Source organism: Streptomyces sp. NBC_01446 (assembly GCF_026340095.1).
GTDB classification, from domain to species: domain Bacteria; phylum Actinomycetota; class Actinomycetes; order Streptomycetales; family Streptomycetaceae; genus Streptomyces; species Streptomyces aureus.
In genome coordinates, this window is the sequence record NZ_JAPEPO010000001.1 from 6,052,528 (window position 1) to 6,069,226 (window position 16,699).

16 protein-coding genes and 1 pseudogene are annotated in these 16,699 nt (G+C 72.1%); 9 read left to right on the plus strand and 8 right to left on the minus strand.

The features are described from left to right. Positions 1-246: 246 nt before the first annotated feature. Genes OG456_RS27100 through OG456_RS27110 form a run of 3 tightly spaced genes read right to left on the minus strand, consistent with a single transcriptional unit; the run spans position 247 to position 3,253 of the window. A complete protein-coding gene (locus OG456_RS27100) occupies positions 247-1,209 on the minus strand; it encodes an acyl-CoA dehydrogenase family protein (RefSeq protein ID WP_266565357.1) in 963 nt (320 codons plus the stop codon). After that, a complete protein-coding gene (locus tag OG456_RS27105) occupies positions 1,209-2,351 on the minus strand; it encodes an acyl-CoA dehydrogenase family protein (RefSeq protein WP_266565359.1) in 1,143 nt (380 codons plus the stop codon). Before OG456_RS27105 ends, OG456_RS27100 begins: the two co-directional genes overlap by 1 nt. Beyond that, on the minus strand, positions 2,351-3,253 hold the full coding sequence (locus tag OG456_RS27110; protein WP_266565361.1) for an enoyl-CoA hydratase: 903 nt from the start codon (positions 3,251-3,253) through the stop codon (positions 2,351-2,353). The genes OG456_RS27105 and OG456_RS27110 overlap by 1 nt, the downstream gene beginning before the upstream one ends. A gap of 47 nt (positions 3,254-3,300) precedes the next feature. Here OG456_RS27110 and OG456_RS27115 point away from each other — a divergent pair, with 47 nt between their 5' ends. The 6 genes from OG456_RS27115 to OG456_RS27140 all read left to right on the plus strand — a co-directional run bounded on the left by OG456_RS27115 (position 3,301) and on the right by OG456_RS27140 (position 9,353). After that, the gene (locus OG456_RS27115; RefSeq protein WP_266565362.1) at positions 3,301-4,449 is read left to right on the plus strand and encodes an acyl-CoA dehydrogenase family protein; all 1,149 of its coding nucleotides are present in this window, start codon (positions 3,301-3,303) and stop codon (positions 4,447-4,449) included. Then, the gene (locus OG456_RS27120) at positions 4,446-5,231 is read left to right on the plus strand and encodes an SDR family oxidoreductase (RefSeq protein WP_266565364.1); all 786 of its coding nucleotides are present in this window, start codon (positions 4,446-4,448) and stop codon (positions 5,229-5,231) included. Before OG456_RS27115 ends, OG456_RS27120 begins: the two co-directional genes overlap by 4 nt. Before the next feature lie 36 nt (positions 5,232-5,267). Next, entirely contained in the window at positions 5,268-5,888 is a 621-nt protein-coding gene (locus OG456_RS27125) for a TetR/AcrR family transcriptional regulator (protein ID WP_266565366.1), read from the plus strand. A 13-nt stretch (positions 5,889-5,901) separates the two neighbouring features. Beyond that, positions 5,902-7,059 carry an acetyl-CoA C-acetyltransferase gene (locus OG456_RS27130; protein WP_266565368.1) on the plus strand — a complete coding sequence of 386 codons (1,158 nt, stop codon included), beginning with the start codon at positions 5,902-5,904 and terminating at the stop codon, positions 7,057-7,059. Positions 7,060-7,258: 199 nt separating this feature from the next. Further along, positions 7,259-7,462, plus strand: a complete 204-nt coding sequence (locus OG456_RS27135) for a cold-shock protein (protein WP_042152846.1) — start codon at positions 7,259-7,261, stop codon at positions 7,460-7,462. Between the two features lie 190 nt (positions 7,463-7,652). Then, positions 7,653-9,353: a DEAD/DEAH box helicase gene (locus tag OG456_RS27140; RefSeq protein ID WP_266565375.1), complete on the plus strand. Its 1,701-nt coding sequence runs from the start codon at positions 7,653-7,655 to the stop codon at positions 9,351-9,353. Positions 9,354-9,429: 76 nt separating this feature from the next. Here the strand turns inward: OG456_RS27140 and OG456_RS27145 are convergent, their stop codons facing one another. From OG456_RS27145 to OG456_RS27165, 5 genes and pseudogenes are all read right to left on the minus strand, one after another. Next, positions 9,430-10,350, minus strand: a complete 921-nt coding sequence (locus tag OG456_RS27145; RefSeq protein ID WP_266565377.1) for a tyrosine-protein phosphatase — start codon at positions 10,348-10,350, stop codon at positions 9,430-9,432. 27 nt (positions 10,351-10,377) lie between these two features. After that, on the minus strand, positions 10,378-11,442 hold the full coding sequence (locus tag OG456_RS27150) for a nitronate monooxygenase family protein (protein WP_266565379.1): 1,065 nt from the start codon (positions 11,440-11,442) through the stop codon (positions 10,378-10,380). Next, positions 11,439-12,152, minus strand: a complete 714-nt coding sequence (locus tag OG456_RS27155; RefSeq protein WP_266569446.1) for a CoA-transferase subunit beta — start codon at positions 12,150-12,152, stop codon at positions 11,439-11,441. Before OG456_RS27155 ends, OG456_RS27150 begins: the two co-directional genes overlap by 4 nt. 108 nt (positions 12,153-12,260) lie before the next feature. Next, positions 12,261-13,103: pseudogene (locus OG456_RS27160) on the minus strand (CoA transferase subunit A); the annotation flags it as partial. Continuing rightward, positions 13,100-13,885: an enoyl-CoA hydratase family protein gene (locus tag OG456_RS27165; protein ID WP_266565387.1), complete on the minus strand. Its 786-nt coding sequence runs from the start codon at positions 13,883-13,885 to the stop codon at positions 13,100-13,102. The gene OG456_RS27165 and the pseudogene OG456_RS27160, both read right to left, overlap by 4 nt. An 88-nt stretch (positions 13,886-13,973) precedes the next feature. On the opposite strand from OG456_RS27165, the gene OG456_RS27170 reads away from it, so the two are divergent. The 3 genes from OG456_RS27170 to OG456_RS27180 all read left to right on the plus strand — a co-directional run bounded on the left by OG456_RS27170 (position 13,974) and on the right by OG456_RS27180 (position 16,670). Beyond that, complete coding sequence (locus tag OG456_RS27170; RefSeq protein ID WP_266565389.1) at positions 13,974-14,729, plus strand: SDR family oxidoreductase; 756 nt, start codon at positions 13,974-13,976, stop codon at positions 14,727-14,729. A 1-nt stretch (position 14,730) separates the two neighbouring features. Further along, positions 14,731-15,684: an SDR family oxidoreductase gene (locus tag OG456_RS27175; RefSeq protein WP_266565391.1), complete on the plus strand. Its 954-nt coding sequence runs from the start codon at positions 14,731-14,733 to the stop codon at positions 15,682-15,684. A gap of 203 nt (positions 15,685-15,887) precedes the next feature. Beyond that, positions 15,888-16,670: a 2-keto-4-pentenoate hydratase gene (locus tag OG456_RS27180; protein WP_266565393.1), complete on the plus strand. Its 783-nt coding sequence runs from the start codon at positions 15,888-15,890 to the stop codon at positions 16,668-16,670. Positions 16,671-16,699 lie beyond the last annotated feature (29 nt).

Sequence of the window (16,699 nt, forward strand, 5' to 3'; positions counted from 1 at the left end):
TGCGCGCGGAGCCACCCCAGGGAGCGCTCGGGACGCAACCCTCTGGTGCCCAGAACCCATAGAACGGCGAGCACGTACATCCCGCCGCGTCCCCGCACCCCCAAACGGCGAGACGCTCCAAGAGCGGCGCCGCACCCCCAAACGGCGAGACGCTCCAAGAGCGGCGCCGCACTCCAAACGGCGAGACGCCCCACGACCAAGGCCGCGAGGCGTGCCGAACCACGGCGAACCCGGAACCGGAGCGCGTCAGCCCCCCAGCACCCGAGCCCGGCAAGCCGCAGGCGTCCCCCAAGCGTCCCGCAGCGGTCGGGCCTTGCGCAGCCACAGCGACAGGTCCAGCTCCTGCGTGTACCCGATCGCCCCATGGAGCTGGAGCGCAGCCCGCGCCGCCGCGTAAGACGCCTCGCCCGTAGCCACCTTCGCCGCCGCGATGTCCCCGGGCGCAAGCGAGAGCGCCGCCCCGAACACCAGAGGCCGCGCGAACTCCAGCCCCGTGAGCGCGTCCGCGAGCCGGTGCTTCACGGCCTGGAAGGAGCCGATGGGGACGCCGAACTGGGTGCGCTGCGTGACGTATTCGACGGTCCGGTGCAGCAGGGAGAGCCCCACGCCGAGCGACTGCGCGGCGGTGAGGAACGAGGCCAGGTCGACGGCCCGCGCCGCCGCGTCCCGCACGTCCGGCCCGCGCGCGAGCAGCGTCCCGCCCTCCGCAGGCGCGTAGAGCCGGCGCGCAGGATCGGCGGACGGCAGCAGGGGCCCGTGGCCGCCGGAGGCGAGCCGTAGCTCGTCACCGCTGACGACGAAGACGGCGTCGGCGGAATCCGCGTCAAGGACGTACGAGGAGTCCACACCCAAGGAAACGACCGCGTCCCCGGAGGCGATCTGGGGAAGCCATTCCTTGGCGACCTCAGGCAGGCAGCCCAACAGTCGAGCAACGGCAGCAGTCTCCACCACAGGCCCAGGCACCCCGTGCCGCCCCAACTCCACGTAGGAGAGGGCCAGTTCGACCGGAAGGAACCCGGCCCCGTCGAACGCCTCCGGAACGCCGAGCGCGAAGACCCCCGTCTCGCCCAGCCGCTCCCACAAAGCCCGCCCGGGCCCATGGTCGCCGGACGACCAGGCCCGGATCACCGTGGGCGTATCCGCGGCGCCCAGAAGCCGATCGAGCGTGCGCCCGAACTCGGCCTGCTCCGCGTCGAGGAGGAACCTCATCAGCGCCGTCCCTTCGGCAGGCCGAGCAGCCGCTCGGCGATGATGTCGCGCTGGATCTCGTTGGTCCCCGCATAAATGGGCCCGGCAAGCGAGAAGACGTACCCCTCGCCCCACCCCCCGTCGTCGACCAACTCCCCGCCCGCGCCGAGAAGGTCGAGCGCGGTCTCGTGCAGAGCGATGTCGTACTCCGACCAGAACACCTTGTTCAGGCTGGACTCGGCGCCGATCGTCTGGCCGGCCGCGAACCGCGACGCGTTGGCGTACGTGAACAGCTGGTACGCACGCGCCCCGATCACCGCATCCGCGACGCGATCGCGCGTGCCCGGGTCCTCCCCGCACTCGCGCCACAGCCGCACGAGCCGGTCGGCGGAAGCGAGGAAGCGCCCGGGGGAGCGCAGCGTGAGCCCCCGCTCGTTCCCCGTGGTGGACATCGCGATCCGCCACCCGTTGCCCGGCTCACCGATGACGTCCGCGTCGGGCACGAAGACACGGTCGAGGAACAGCTCGGCGAACGCGGGCTTCCCGTCGAGCCGCCCGATGGGCCGCACGGTCACCCCGGGCGCCCGCAGGTCGAACATGAGGTAGGTCAGGCCCTGATGGGGCTTGGGCGCGTCAGGGTCCGTACGGAAGATCCCGAAGGCCCGGTCGGCGAACGCGGCCCGCGAAGACCAGGTCTTCTGCCCGGAGAGCAGCCAGCCCCCCTCGGTGCGCGCGGCCTTGGACTTGAGGGACGCCAGGTCGGAACCGGCCTCGGGCTCGGACCAGGCCTGCGCCCAGATCGTCTCGCCGCTCGCCATGGACGGCAGCACCCGGGCCCGCTGCTCGGGGGTGCCGTGGTCGAAGAGGGTCGGTGCGAGCAGGTTGATGCCGTTCTGCGAAACACGCCCCGGGGCGCCCGCGGCGTAGTACTCCTCCTCGAAGAGCAGCCACGTAAAGATGTCGGCTCCCCGTCCCCCGTACTCCTCGGGCCAGGACACCACCGACCAGCGGCCGGCGTGGAGCTCGGCCTCCCACGCGCGGTGCGCGGCAAACCCCTCCTCGGTCTCCAGGGACGGCAGCGGCTCGCCCGGGACCTGCGCGGCAAGCCACTCACGTGCCTCGGTGCGGAACGCGTCCTCGGCGGGCGTGAAGTCGAGGTCCATCAGGCGTTCGCCTCCTTCATCGCGCGTACGTCCATGCCGCCGAGGGAGTCCTTCGCCGTCTCCGCGTTGTGCGCGTGGGCGAGATGGTGCAGGCCGAACACGGAGTCCATGCCCGCGTGCAGGCCCTGAAGGTCCTCCGCCTGGTTCACCGCCCGCTTGGTGAGGGCGAGTCCGAGCCGCGGCATCTCGGCGACGCGCAGCGCCAGCTCGTCGGTCGTCGCGGCCAGTTCGCCGCGCGGTACGACGCGGTTGACCATCCCCACCTCGTAGGCCCGGCGGGCGCTCATCCGGTCGCCGGTGAACAGGAACTCCTTGGCGACGCGCGGCGGCATCACCCAGGGGTGCGCGAAGTACTCGACGCCGGGGATCCCCATGCGCACGACGGGATCCGCGAAGAACGCGTCGTCGGAGGCCACGATCAGGTCGCAGACCCATGCGAGCATCAGCCCGCCCGCGACGCACGCCCCGTGGACCGAGGCGATCACCGGCTTCGGCAGCTCGCGCCAGCGCCGGCACATGCCGAGATACACCTCCGACTCGCGGGCGAACCGCGACTCGGCGCCCTGCTTGTCCGAGTGGTCCCACCAGAGCCCGGCCCGCCGCTCGAAGGGCAGATGCGCGTCCCGCTCCGGGGTGCCGATGTCGTGCCCCGCGGAGAAGTGGTCACCCGCGCCGGCCAGGACGACGACCTTGACGTCGGGGTCGTCGGCCGCGCGGTAGAAGGCGGCGTCCAGGGCGTAGGTCATCGCCGAGTTCTGCGCGTTGCGGTACCGCGGACGGTTCATCGTCACGTACGCGACCGGGCCGCGGCGCTCGTACAGGACAGGCGCAGGACCCTTGTGCGGGGCGGGCTCGGGACCCTCGTGCGGGGCGGGTTCAGGACTGTCGTGGGCTGCGGGCATCGGAAACATCCTTCCCTAACAAGTGTTTGGTAGGTTAACGTACGTCCATGAGCAGCGTCGAGGAGTTTCGCGCCGAGATCCGGGCCTGGCTCGCGGACCATCTCGTAGGGGAGTTCGCCGAGTTGAGGGGCCGCGGCGGGCCGGGCCGTGAGCACGAGGCGTTCGAAGGACGGCTCGCCTGGGAGCGGCACATGGCGGCGCACGGGTGGACCTGCGTCGGCTGGCCCGTCGAGCACGGCGGCCGCGGCGCGAGCCTCGACGAGCAGATCGCGTTCCACGAGGAGTACGCGCTCGCGGACGCGCCCGCCCGGGTCAACCACATCGGGGAGCAGCTCCTCGGGCCGACGCTCATCGCCTTCGGCACACAGGAGCAGAAGAAGCGCTTCCTGCCGCCGATCGTCGCCGTCGAGGAGCTGTGGTGTCAGGGCTACAGCGAGCCGGACGCGGGCTCGGACCTGGCGAACGTCCGCACGAGAGGCGCCCTGTCACCCGACGGTTCGCAGTGGGTCGTCGACGGTCAGAAGATCTGGACCTCGCTCGCCCATGAGGCGCAGTGGTGCTTCGTCGTCGCCCGCACCGAACCCGGCTCGCGGCGGCACGCGGGCCTGTCCTATCTCCTCGTGCCCCTGGATCAGCCGGGCGGCCGTGTCGACGTACGCCCCATCGTGCAGCTCACCGGCACCAGCGAGTTCAACGAGGTGTTCTTCGACGGCGCCCGCACCGACGCGTCCCACGTAGTCGGCGAGCCCGGCGACGGCTGGCGGATCGCGATGGCCACCCTCGGCTTCGAGCGCGGCGTCTCCACCCTCGGCCAGCAGGTCGGATTCCGCCGCGAATGGGACGCACTCGCGGAGCTGGCCAGGAAGAACGGCGCGATCGCCGACCCTCTGATCCGCGACCGCCTCGTCCAGGCCTGGATCGACCTGGAGGCCATGGCGGCCTCCGCCCGGCGCGGCGTCGACCCCTCCGTCGGCAAGCTCCACTGGGCGGCCTGGCACCGCGGTCTCGGTGAGCTCGCCATGGACGTGTGCGGCGCCGCGTCCACGATCGCCGCCGGTGAACCCTACGAACTCGACGACTGGCAGCGGCTGTTCCTCTTCTCCCGCGCCGACACCATCTACGCCGGATCCGACGAGATCCAGAAGAACATCGTCGCCGAGCGCCTGCTCGGCCTGCCCAAGGAGGCGCGGGTATGAGCGCGAAGCCCGAGTACGTGCCCGGCCACGGCCTGCTGAAGGGCCGCACGGCCGTCATCACCGCAGCCGCCGGAGCCGGGATCGGCGGCGCGACGGCACGCAAGTTCCTCGAAGAGGGCGCCCGCGTCCTCATCAGTGACGCGCACGCCCGCAGGCTCAAGGAGAGCGAACAGGCGCTCGCCGACGAGTTCGGCGCGGCGAACGTCGCCTCACTGCCCTGCGACGTCACCGACGAGGAACAGGTCGCGGCCCTGTTCGCACTGGCCGCCGAGGCACACGGCGGCCTCGACATCGTGGTCAACAACGCCGGTCTCGGCGGCACTTCGGACCTCGTCGACATGACGGACGATCAGTGGTCCCGCGTCCTCGACGTCACCCTGAACGGCACGTTCCGGTGCACCAGGGCCGCCCTGCGCGCCTTCCGCGACACCGGCCGCCACGGCGTCGTCGTGAACAACGCGTCCGTCGTCGGCTGGCGCGCCCAGGCCGGACAGGCCCACTACGCCGCCGCCAAGGCGGGCGTCATGGCCCTCACCCGGTGCGCCGCGATCGAGGCCGCCGAGTACGGAGTCCGGGTCAACGCGGTCTCGCCCAGCCTCGCCATGCACCCCCACCTCGTGAAGGTCACCTCCGCCGAACTCCTCACCGAACTCACCGAGAAGGAGGCCTTCGGCCGGTACGCCGAGCCCTGGGAGATCGCCAACGTGATCGTGTTCCTGGCGTCCGGCTACTCCTCGTACATGACGGGCGAGGTCGTCTCCGTCAGCAGCCAGCATGCGTAGCGCCGGCGCCGCGCCGGTGAGGACGACAATGGACGCGTGCCTACCAAGAAGAAGCCCCAGGTGACCGCCTCGCCCGAGCGCCGCCGCGAACTCCTCGACACCGCGGCCGAGGTCTTCGCCGCCCAGGGGTACAACGCCACCACCGTCCGCAAGATCGCCGACCACGCGGGCATGCTCGCGGGCAGCCTCTACTACCACTTCGACTCCAAGGAGTCGATGCTCGAAGAGATCCTGCGGACCTTCCTCGACGAGCTGTGGCACGGATACGACTCCGTCCTCGACTCCCGGCTCGGCCCCAGGGAAACCCTGGAGGCCCTCGTCACCGAGTCCTTCCGCGAGATCGACCGGCACCGCGCCGCCGTCGCCATCTACCAGAAGGAGTCCAAGCACCTCGCCGTCCAGGAGCGCTTCGAGTTCCTCGCGGACTCCCAGCGCAAGTTCGAGAAGGCGTGGCTCTCCACCCTGGAGCGCGGCGTCGCCGCCGAGGTGTTCCGCGCCGACCTCGACATCCGGCTCACCTACCGGTTCGTCCGCGACACCGTCTGGGTCGCCGCGTCCTGGTACCGCCCCGGCGGACAGCACAGCCCCGAGGAGATCGCCCGCCAGTACCTCTCGATGGTCCTGGACGGCATCGCCGTACGCGTCACCCAACCCTGAAGGGAAACCCGTCATGGCCGAGGCCTACATAGTCGAAGCGGTCCGCACCCCCGTCGGACGGCGCAAGGGAGGCCTCGCCGCCGCCCACCCCGCCGACCTCGGGGCGCACGTCCTCAAGGAGCTCGTGGCCCGCTCCGGGATCGACCCCGCCGCCGTCGAGGACGTCGTCTTCGGCTGCCTCGACACGGTGGGCCCGCAGGCCGGTGACATCGCGCGGACGGCCTGGCTCACCGCCGGCCTCCCCGAGGAGGTCCCCGGCGTGACCATCGACCGCCAGTGCGGTTCGTCACAGCAGGCCGTGCACTTCGCGGCGCAGGGCGTCCTGTCCGGCACCCAGGACCTCGTCGTCGCCGGCGGCACCCAGAACATGACGCAGATCCCCATCGCCTACGCCTCCCGCCAGGCCGCCGAACCCCTCGGCCTCACGGACGGCCCGTACGCGGGCAGCGTGGGCTGGCGCGCCCGCTACGGCGACCAGCCGGTGAACCAGTTCCACGGCGCCGAGCTCATCGCCCGCAAGTGGGGCATCACCCGCCGTGACCAGGAGGAGTGGGCCCTGCGCTCCCACGAGCGGGCGATCCGGGCCATCGACGAGGGCCGCTTCGCCCGCGAGACCACCGCCTACGGAGATGTCACCGTGGACGAGGGCCCCCGCCGCGACACCACCCTGGAGAAGATGGCGGGCCTCAAGCCCGTCGTCGAGGGCGGCACGATCACCGCGGCCTGCTCCTCGCAGGTCTCCGACGGAGCCGCCGCGATGCTCCTCGCCTCGGAGCGCGCCGTACGCGAGCACGGCCTCACCCCGCGCGCCCGCGTCCACCATCTCTCCGTACGCGGCGAGGACCCCATCCGCATGCTCTCCGCGCCGATCCCCGCGACGGCGTACGCGCTGAAGAAGACCGGCCTGTCCATGGACGACATCGACCTCGTCGAGATCAACGAGGCCTTCGCCCCCGTGGTCCTCGCCTGGCTCAAGGAGACGGGCACGGACCCGGAGAGGGTGAACGTGAACGGGGGAGCGATCGCCCTCGGGCACCCCCTCGGCGCGACCGGCGTGAAACTGATGACGACGCTGCTGCACGAGCTGGAGCGCACGGGCGGACGCTACGGACTGCAGACGATGTGCGAGGGAGGAGGCCAGGCGAACGTCACGATCATCGAGCGTCTCTAGTCCCGTGACGGTCGTGCTAAGGTCGATGACGTTGCAGTTTTGGTACCCATAGACTTTATGTGCGCCTGACGGGAATGTTCCTCAGGCGCATTATTGTTTTCCGGCCGGTCCTCCGGGCCAACTCCGGATGGGGCTCAATGGTGCGACTGGAGATTCGAAGGACTCGGATTTCCGTACCGCCCCAGTAAAGGAGATTGTTATGGCCACCGGAACCGTGAAGTGGTTCAACTCGGAAAAGGGCTTCGGCTTCATCGAGCAGGACGGCGGCGGCGCCGACGTCTTCGCCCACTACTCGAACATCGCCACCCAGGGCTTCCGTGAGCTCCAGGAGGGCCAGAAGGTGACGTTCGACGTCACGCAGGGCCAGAAGGGCCCCCAGGCGGAGAACATCCTCCCCGCCTGAAACACCGCTTGATCCCAAGGATCACGCACCCCACGGCCGGGGTCCGCACCGCGAAGGTGCGGGCCCCGGCCCGTGCTGTCCCCAGGCCGGCGGCTCGCAGATGCGTCGATGGCCACACCAGGCCGGCGGCTCGCAGACGCGTCGATGGCCACCGGCTCCCGGCCGCCCAGGCCCAGGAAGGCATGCCCGCATGGCTAACCCCGCACGTCCGCCCCGCCCGACCCGCAACCGGTCCGCATCCGCTTCAGGAAACGCGGGCACCGGAAACGCCGGAAGGAGCGCCCGAGGCGGAAGGCCCGGCGGAAAGGGCCGCGTTCCCGAGCGCAGGCCCACGCCGCCGCAGGAATTCACGATGCCGGAGAACACGACGCCCGCGCTGCCCGCGGCCGCGACGTTCGCCGAGCTCGACATGCCGGCCGGCCTTCTGAAGACGCTCACCGAGCAGGGCGTCACCGAGCCGTTCCCCATTCAGGGCGCCACCCTCCCCAACTCCCTCGCGGGACGCGACCTCCTCGGCCGCGGCCGCACCGGCTCCGGCAAGACCCTCGCGTTCGGCCTGCCGATGCTCGCCCGCACCGCCGGCCTCAAGGCGGAGCCGCGCATGCCGCTGGCCCTCGTCCTGGTGCCGACCCGCGAGCTCGCCCAGCAGGTCACCGACGCTCTCACGCCGCACGCGGGCGCTGTCAGGCTCCGTCTGACCACCGTCGTCGGCGGCATGTCGATCTCCCGTCAGGCGTCCTCCCTGCGCCGCGGCGCGGACGTCGTCGTGGCGACGCCCGGCCGCCTCAAGGACCTCATCGAGCGCGGCGACTGCGACCTGTCCGAGGTGCGGATCACCGTCCTCGACGAGGCCGACCAGATGGCCGACATGGGCTTCATGCCGCAGGTCACGGCGCTCCTCAAGCAGGTCGCACCGGGCGGCCAGACCATGCTGTTCTCGGCGACGCTCGACCGGAACGTCGACCGGCTCGTCCGGCAGTTCCTCACCGACCCGGTCGTCCACTCCGTGGACCCGTCGGCGGGCGCCGTCACCACGATGGAGCACCACGTCCTCCACGTGCTCGACGAGACCGACAAGAAGGCAGTCACCGCGCGCATCGCCGCCCGCGAAGGCCGCGTGATCCTCTTCGTCGACACCAAGCGGTCCGCCGACCGGCTCGCCAAGCGGCTCCTCGCCAGCGGTGTCCTCGCGGCGCCGCTGCACGGCGGACGCTCGCAGCCGCAGCGCAACCGCACCCTGGAGCAGTTCAAGGACGGCCGGGTCACGGCCCTCGTCGCCACGAACGTCGCCGCCCGCGGCATACACGTCGACGACCTCGGCCTCGTCGTGAACGTCGACCCGCCGACCGAGCACAAGGACTACCTGCACCGCGGCGGCCGCACCGCCCGCGCCGGCGAGTCCGGCAGCGTCGTCACGCTGGTCCTGCCCGAGCAGAAGCGCGACGTCACGCGCCTCATGCGGGACGCGGGCATCCGCCCGCAGACCACCCAGGTCAAGTCCACCGACGAAGAGCTCGTCCGCATCACCGGCGCGCGCGAGCCCTCGGGCGTCCCCGCCGTCATCGAGGTCCCGGAGCCGGCCGCTCCGGCGGCCTCCGGTGCCCGCAAGCCGCGGCGCAGCCGTGGCGGCAGCGGACGCGGCCAGGGCGCCGGCCAGGCAGGGCGCGCCCAGGGCGGGCGCGCGCAGGCCGGGCGCGGCGAAGGCGGCGGCCAGGGCGGCGGGCGCGGCCAGGCCGTCCAGGGCGGCCGCTCCCAGGGCGCAGGTGGCCGGGGCCAGGGTGGCCGCTCCCAGGGCGGTCCCGGGCAGGGCGGCGCAGGTCAGAGCGCCGGCGGGCGCGGCGGCCGGGCGCGACGCGGTCCGCGTGACGCCGGGCGCGGCGCGGCCGCGTAAGCGGTACTCCAGCTGAACGGCGGGGCGGTGGGACGAGGTGAACAGCCTCGCCCCACCGCCCCGCTTCGCGTTCGCGTCAGTCGAGGAGCCGGTGACGCAGGGCCGTGACCGTGTGCCCGTCGAGGCCGAGCCCCCGCGAGACGTACCGGCCCAGGCTGCCGTAGTCCGCCCGCGCCTGGTCGACGGCCGCCGACAGATACTCCGTACGAACCTCCTGGAGCGGGATCAGCAGGTCCGGGTCGAGCATCATGCCGGACTGCTTCAACCCGTCGCGCACCTTCGCGTCGTATGCGGCACGGAACGCGTTCGACGCCAAGTAGTCGTCCACGGCGGTCCGTTCGGGGACGCCGAGCAGCAGCAGGAGGACGTACGTCGTCCAGCCCGTGCGGTCCTTCCCGGATGTGCAGTGGTACAGGAGCGCGCCCCGGCCCCCGGTGCCGTACGCGGCGTCGCGCAGGGTGGCCGCGAACCGCGCGCGGTTGTCGGCGTCCGACACGAACCGCGGATACACGCTCCGCATGAACGCGGCCGCCCGGCCGCCACCGAGCATCTCCTCCTGCCGCGCGGGGTCCCTGGAACCGATCGCGGCCATCATCTGCGCATACAGACCGTTGTCGGAGACCGGCCGCGACTCCGCGGTGAGCCCGGCGGGGAGGCGGTCCGCGCCGTCGTACTGGATCTCCACCGGCACCCGGTAGTCGACCACGCGGCGCAGACCGAGGCCCGCGAGCGTGGTGACGTCGGCGTCGGTGAGCTTGGCCAGGGCGTCGGAGCGGTAGACGAGTCCGTGGCGGACGCGACCGCCGCCGAGGGCCCGGTAGCCGCCCACGTCGCGGACGTTGACCGCGCCCTGGAGCGGGATGTGCCGGATCGGCGGGTCCTGGTACGGACGCCGTCCGGCCGCGGCGGCACCGGGCGCGACGGCCGCGGCCGTCAGGGTGGTGAGCGCGGCGCCGACGAGGGCGCGTCTCGAAACGGTGCGTGGCGTGCGTGGCATCGCTGAACTCCCTTGCGGGAAGCGGGATCACCCTGGGGTAGGCAGGGTGCCGAGCACGTGCCGGGCCTCGGACATCACGCGGGCGACGAGCTCCTCGCAGGTCGGGAGGTCCTCGATCACCCCCGCGACCTGGCCCGATGCCATGACGCCGAGGTCGGTGCGGCCCTCGACCATGGACGCCCTGAGGAGCATGGGGGTGTTCGCGGCGAGCAGGACCTGGCTCCACGACAGTTCCTTGCCGTGTTTCATCGCCAGTCCGTCGCGGACCATCTGCGGCCAGCTCAGGCCCGACAGCTTCCTGAACCCGGCGGCCCGCCGCACGGCCTGCACGAGCGCGCGTGTACGCCCCGCCCGCTCCAGCGAGTCGACGAGATCCGTCCGCAGCATGCGGTGCGGCAGACCGTCCACGGCGGTCGTCACCGTGACGTCCTTGACCGTGGCCGCCAGATATCTCGCCTTCACCGCGTCCGGGACGGTCGAGTCGGAGGTGAGCAGGAAGCGGGTGCCCATGGCGACGCCGGCCGCCCCGTATGCGAGGGCGGCGACCAGGCCGCGCCCGTCGTGGAACCCGCCCGCGCCGATCACGGGGATGTCCACGGCGTCCACGACCTGCGGCAGCAGCACCGTCGTCGCGACGTCCCCCGTGTGCCCGCCGCCCTCGCCGCCCTGCACGATGACGGCGTCCGCGCCCCACGCGGCGACCTTCTCCGCGTGCCGCCGGGCACCGATGGACGGGATGACGACGACGCCCGCGTCCTTCAGCTCGGCGATCAGGTCACGGGACGGCGCGAGCGCGAACGAGGCGACCCGCACCCCCTCGTCGATGATCACCCGCACCCGGTCCCGCGCGTCACCGGCGTCCGCGCGCAGATTGACCCCGAAGGGTTCGTCCGTACGGGACTTCACCTCGCGCACCGCCGACCTGAGCTGGTCGAGGGTCATGGTGGCGGAGGCGAGGATGCCGAGCGCCCCGGCGTTCGCCGACGCCGACACGAGGCGCGGGCCCGCGACCCAGCCCATGCCGGTCTGTATGAGCGGGTGGCGGACACCGACCAGCTTGGTGAACGCCGTCTCGAGGGCCGCGTCGCTCATACGGCCCTGACCTCGCGGTCGCGCAGGCCCTTCGGGTCGATGACCTCGCGGATCAGCCGCAGCTCCTCAGGGGTGGGCTGGCGCGTCTGCGGCACCTCGCCCCCGTCCGGCAGGGCCAGCGGGAAGCCCGTCGCCGCGATCACCTCGTCGACGGTGACCCCGGGGTGCACGGACGCGAGCCGCATCGAGCGGTCCGGCGTCTCGAAGTCGAAGACGCCGAGGTTCGACACGACGCGCGGGATGCGGTGGTAGCGCGTCGCCGACGGTCCCGCCGCGGCGGCGCTGTCGTACCCGACCCCGCTGATCATGTCGACCTTCTCGACGAACACGCGCGCGGAGTGCTTCGGGACCCAGTAACTCACCGGATTGTTGAGGGTGTTCACCGGCGCCCCGCGTACGCCGAGGAGCTGGCGGTCGGGGCGGTCCCAGGCGCCGATGCACGAGATGTTCTGGTTGCCGTGCCGGTCGATCTGGCTCGCGCCCATCATCACGTGACGCCTGCCGCCGGTGACCATGGTGAGGTGCTGACGGTACGGAAGCCAGCCCTCCGGCTCCCCGCCGAGACCCACGGTCATCGCCTCGCCGTCGGTGAGGAGCAGATCGGGGGAGAACGTGCGCTTGGCGAGGCGGGCGCCGACGGACGGGATCAGTCCCATCGGACTGGCCAGGATCTCGCCGCTGTCGCGCCAGGCGTCGGCGCAGGCGATCACGCAGTATTCGGCGCGGGTGGGCGTGGCGGTCGTTCCTGGGGTGGTTGCCGTCGCTGGTGCGGGTGCAGGTGTGTGCGTGGCCGCGCTTGTGGCCGGCCCCGCGGGCTCCTCCTGCTCCGCGTGCCAGCTCCGGACGGCTTCCTGGTAGCTCTTCTCGTCGCCGCGCGCGGGCAGGAAGCGCTCGGCGAACTCGGGCCAGGGCGTGGTCGCGTACAGCTTCTGGAAGGCCTCGTCCCGGCCGTAGTCGGGGGCACACGACGTGAAGTGCGCGCCGTTCGGCGTCTCTACCACGCCGGTGACCGCGTGCCGCTTGACGAGGAGGGTCTGCGGAACGGCGTCCGCGAACCCCTCCACCAGCTCCTCGCACGACACGTACGCCGTGTCGGCCGCCTCGCAGAACAGGTCGTCGAAGTACGGGTCGGGGCCCAGATACTGGCCGTTGCCGTGCCGGTCCGCGCGGTTCATGTGGACGAGTGCCGCGTCCATCCGCAGCGCCGGCATCGCGACCAGGGTCTCCCCGTCCTCGTACGGCGAACCGACCGTCCTGAGACCGGGGTTGACGTGCATGACGTCCGAGCCGATGCCGGCCCGCACCGGGATGAAGGGGAGCCGGTTCGCCGCGGCGTGCAGGCCCCACATGAACATCGCCTCGTCGACCTCCGTCAGCTCGAACGCGCCGCGCTGACGGGCCTCGCGGAAGTGCGGTTCGAGCGGGATCGAGTCGAGGGTCACGAACGCGGTGACCAGCTTGCGGATCTTCCCGGCGGCGGCGAGCAGACCGACGTCCGGGCCGCCGTACGCGACGACGGTCAGGTCCGTGACATCGCTGCGCAGCAGGGCTCGTACGAGGGCCATGGGCTTGCGGCGCGAGCCCCAGCCGCCGATGCCGATGGTCATGCCGCTGCGGAGGCGGGCGACGACGTCCTCGGGCGTCATGGTCTTGTCCGTCATTTGGCTTCCCCCTTGATTGCCGTGTCCGTGTCCGTGTCCGCGCCGAACGTGTCGCGGATGCGGTCCGCGACGCCGCTCAGGTTCGCCTCGAAGGTGAAGCCCTGCTCGAAGCGGTAGCTCCGGCGTACGTCGACGGGATCGATGCCGTTGATCGCGGCCTTGGCGAGGCGGATGAGCGAGCCGTCCTTGCGGGCGATCTCGCGAGCCAGGTCCAGCGCGGCGGCCCGGAGTTCGGCGCGTGGCACGACCTTCCAGACGGAACCGTGCGCGTGCAGCTCCCGCGCCGTCGCCGTGCGCGAGGTGTAGTAGAGGGCGCGCATCAGGTGCTGCGGAACGAGTCTGGCGAGATGGGTCGCGGCGCCGAGCGCTCCGCGGTCGAGCTCGGGGAGGCCGAACGTGGCGTCGTCCGAGGCGACGATCGCGTCCGCGTTGCCCACGAGGCCGATGCCGCCGCCCAGGCAGAAGCCGTTGACCGCGGCGACGACCGGCACCTCGCACTCGTACACGGCCGCGAAGGCCTCGTAGCAGCCGCGGTTCGCGCCGATGAGGGCGCCGTGGCCGCCGGACTCCGTGTCGCGCTGCATCTCCTTGATGTCGACGCCCGCGTTGAACCCCCGGCCCTCGGAGGCGAGGACGACACAGCGCACGTCCGGGTCGCGGCCCGCCGCGCGCAGGGCGTCGGCCAGGTCGTACCAGCCCCGCACCGGCAGCGCGTTGACCGGAGGGAAGTCCACCGTGACGACGGCGATCCCCTTTTCGGGTGAGGAGGTGGAGACACCCATGGCGTTCAGCTACCTTTCCACCTAACGTTTGTTTGGTAGGAAGGTAGCAGGCGATGGGGACGAGCGGAATGGACCTGGGGTGGATGGCATGGATCTGAGCTCAAGGACCCTGAGGGGGAAGGTCGCGGTCGTCACCGGGGGCACCCGGGGTGTGGGGGCCGGGATCGCGGCGGCGTTCGTGCGGGCGGGGGCGGACGTGGTGGTGTGCGCGCGCAGACCGCCCGAAGAGCCGCTGCCCGGCTGTGAGTTCATACCCGTCGACCTGCGGGACGGTCCGGCCGTACGGCGCTTCTTCGCGGGCCTCGACCGGGTGGACGTGCTGGTGAACAACGCGGGAGGTACGCCGTACCGGCTGCTCGGGGAGTCCGACGCGGAGCGGCACGCACGCGTGGTCGAGCTCAATCTCACGGCGCCGATGACCGCGTCGCTGGCCGCGCGCGAGCAACTGCGGCGCACGCGCGGCTCCGTCGTGATGATCGGCAGCGTGAGCGGCGCGAGACCCTCGCCGGGCACGGCGGCGTACGGGGCGGCCAAGGCGGGTCTGGAGAACCTGGCGCGCTCGATGGCGGTGGAGTGGGCGCCCGAGATACGGGTGAACACGCTGGTCCTCGGGATGGTGCGCACCGAGTTGTCCCATCTGCACTACGGGGACGAGGAAGGCGTGGCGGCGGTGGGGCGCACGGTGCCGATCGGACGCCTCGCAGAGCCGTCGGAGATCGGGGACGCGGCGGTGTTCCTCGCCTCGGGCGCCGCGTCGTACATCACGGGGGCGAGCCTCCTGGTGCACGGAGGCGGGGAGCGTCCGGCGTTCCTGGACGCGGCGACTGTCAACAAGGAGGCGTGACATGACGAACGACAAGGGAGCGGTTGTGGCTGCGGATACCGGTACTGGTTCGGGGCTGTGCGCGGGGTGCGTCGTCATCGTGACGGGGGCCGGGCGCGGACTGGGGCGCGCGCACGCGCTGGCGTTCGCCGCCGAGGGCGCGCGCGTCGTGGTCAACGACCTGGGGGTGGGCCTGGACGGGGCCCCGGCGCCGGACAGTCCGGCGGCCCAAGTGGTGGAGGAGATACGGGCCCTCGGCGGCGAGGCGGTCGCCCACGGCGGGGACATCGCGACCACGGACGGCGCGGCGTCCCTCGTCGCCACGGCCCTCGACACGTTCGGACGCCTGGACACGCTGGTCAACAACGCGGGCTTCCTGCGCGACCGGATGCTGGTCAACCTCGACGAGGACGACTGGGACGCGGTCATGCGGGTGCATCTCAAGGGCCACTTCCTGCCCCTGAAGCACGCGGCGGCGCACTGGCGCGCGGAGGCGAAGGCAGGCAGGACACCTTCGGCCCGGGTCGTGAACACGTCGTCGGGGGCGGGTCTGCTCGGCTCGGTGGGCCAGGGCAACTACAGCGCGGCGAAGGCCGGCATCGTGGGCCTGACCCTGGTCGCCGCGGCGGAGATGGGGCGGTACGGGGTACAGGTGAACGCGGTCGCGCCGGCGGCCCGCACCCGCATGACGGAGCGCACGTTCGCCGACACCATGGCCGCCCCCGAGGACGGCTTCGACGCGATGGCCCCGGAGAACGTGTCGCCGGTGGTGGTGTGGCTCGGCTCCGCCGCGAGCGACGGCGTGACCGGCCGCGTCTTCGAGGCGGAGGCCGGCCGCATCACGGTCATGGAGGGCTGGCGCCCGGGCCCCACCGCCGACAAGGCGGCGCGCTGGACCCCGGCCGAGGCGGGAGAGACGGCGAGGGAACTCCTCGGCAGGGCGGAGGTGCCCGGGGCGGTGTACGGGAGCGGGTGACGCCCCCCGTAGGGGCGTGTCCCCGGCTGCCCCTACGGACCAGCCCCGTCACCTTCCCGCTCGGCCCCGTCGCCCCCCGTCACCCCCGTCACCTTCCCGCTGAGCGGGAATCCGGCCTCCCTCCACGTCCCGGCTCCGACCTACCGTCTGGCCCACCGCGGTGCACCGCACCGCGGGTCAGACCGTCACCCCAAGGAGCCGAGATGCTTGACGTCCGGAGTCGGCAGGAGGCCGCCGCGCGCTTGCGTCGCGCCGAGCTCGGCCGCAGTCCCGTGGCGCCCCTGGCCGGCGCGTTCGAGGGCATCGGCACCGAGGACGCGTACGAGATCCAGCTGGTCAACATCCGGCACAGGACCGCCCTGGGGGCCCAGGTCACCGGGCACAAGGTGGGCCTGTCGTCGCCGGTGATGCAGCGCATGATGGGCGTCGACGAGCCCGACTACGGTCATCTCCTCGACGACATGGAGCTGCGCGAGGACCAGCCCGTGGACACCGTCCGCTACTGCGCGCCCCGCGTCGAGGTCGAGATCGGATTCGTACTCGGCGACGACCTGCCGGGCGAGGGCTGCACGCCGGCCGACGTCCTCGCCGCGACCGAACGCGTCGTGCCCGCACTGGAGTTGATCGACAGCCGGATCGCCGACTGGCGCATCACCATCGCCGACACGATCGCCGACAACGCCTCGTCCGCCGGTTATGTCATCGGCGCGGGCCGTGACCCGCGCGGCCTCGACCTGAAGGCCGTCGAGGCCCGGCTCACCCGCGACGGCGACGAGATCGCGCAGGGCCGCGGTGACGCCGTCCTCGGCGATCCCGCGGTCTCCGTCGCCTGGCTGGCCCGCACCGTCGCCCGCTTCGGCGTGCCCCTGCGCAAGGGGCACGTCATCCTGCCCGGCTCCTGCACCCGCGCCGTCGACGTCGAGGCGGGCCGCACCTACACCGCCGAGTTCACCGGACTCGGCGCCGTATCGCTCTCGTTCCGATGACCCCGACGGGTCCGCTGACTCTGCTGAGG

What these genes read in the sequence shown, in the direction of transcription:
- OG456_RS27100 (WP_266565357.1), bottom strand. Translation starts at nt 1,209, where the DNA reads ATGAGGTTCCTCCTCGACGCGGAGCAGGCCGAGTTCGGGCGCACGCTC.
- OG456_RS27105 (WP_266565359.1), bottom strand. Translation starts at nt 2,351, where the DNA reads ATGGACCTCGACTTCACGCCCGCCGAGGACGCGTTCCGCACCGAGGCA.
- OG456_RS27110 (WP_266565361.1), bottom strand. Translation starts at nt 3,253, where the DNA reads ATGCCCGCAGCCCACGACAGTCCTGAACCCGCCCCGCACGAGGGTCCC.
- OG456_RS27115 (WP_266565362.1), top strand. Translation starts at nt 3,301, where the DNA reads ATGAGCAGCGTCGAGGAGTTTCGCGCCGAGATCCGGGCCTGGCTCGCG.
- OG456_RS27120 (WP_266565364.1), top strand. Translation starts at nt 4,446, where the DNA reads ATGAGCGCGAAGCCCGAGTACGTGCCCGGCCACGGCCTGCTGAAGGGC.
- OG456_RS27130 (WP_266565368.1), top strand. Translation starts at nt 5,902, where the DNA reads ATGGCCGAGGCCTACATAGTCGAAGCGGTCCGCACCCCCGTCGGACGG.
- OG456_RS27135 (WP_042152846.1), top strand. Translation starts at nt 7,259, where the DNA reads ATGGCCACCGGAACCGTGAAGTGGTTCAACTCGGAAAAGGGCTTCGGC.
- OG456_RS27140 (WP_266565375.1), top strand. Translation starts at nt 7,653, where the DNA reads ATGGCTAACCCCGCACGTCCGCCCCGCCCGACCCGCAACCGGTCCGCA.
- OG456_RS27145 (WP_266565377.1), bottom strand. Translation starts at nt 10,350, where the DNA reads ATGCCACGCACGCCACGCACCGTTTCGAGACGCGCCCTCGTCGGCGCC.
- OG456_RS27150 (WP_266565379.1), bottom strand. Translation starts at nt 11,442, where the DNA reads ATGAGCGACGCGGCCCTCGAGACGGCGTTCACCAAGCTGGTCGGTGTC.
- OG456_RS27165 (WP_266565387.1), bottom strand. Translation starts at nt 13,885, where the DNA reads ATGGGTGTCTCCACCTCCTCACCCGAAAAGGGGATCGCCGTCGTCACG.
- OG456_RS27170 (WP_266565389.1), top strand. Translation starts at nt 13,974, where the DNA reads ATGGATCTGAGCTCAAGGACCCTGAGGGGGAAGGTCGCGGTCGTCACC.
- OG456_RS27175 (WP_266565391.1), top strand. Translation starts at nt 14,731, where the DNA reads ATGACGAACGACAAGGGAGCGGTTGTGGCTGCGGATACCGGTACTGGT.
- OG456_RS27180 (WP_266565393.1), top strand. Translation starts at nt 15,888, where the DNA reads ATGCTTGACGTCCGGAGTCGGCAGGAGGCCGCCGCGCGCTTGCGTCGC.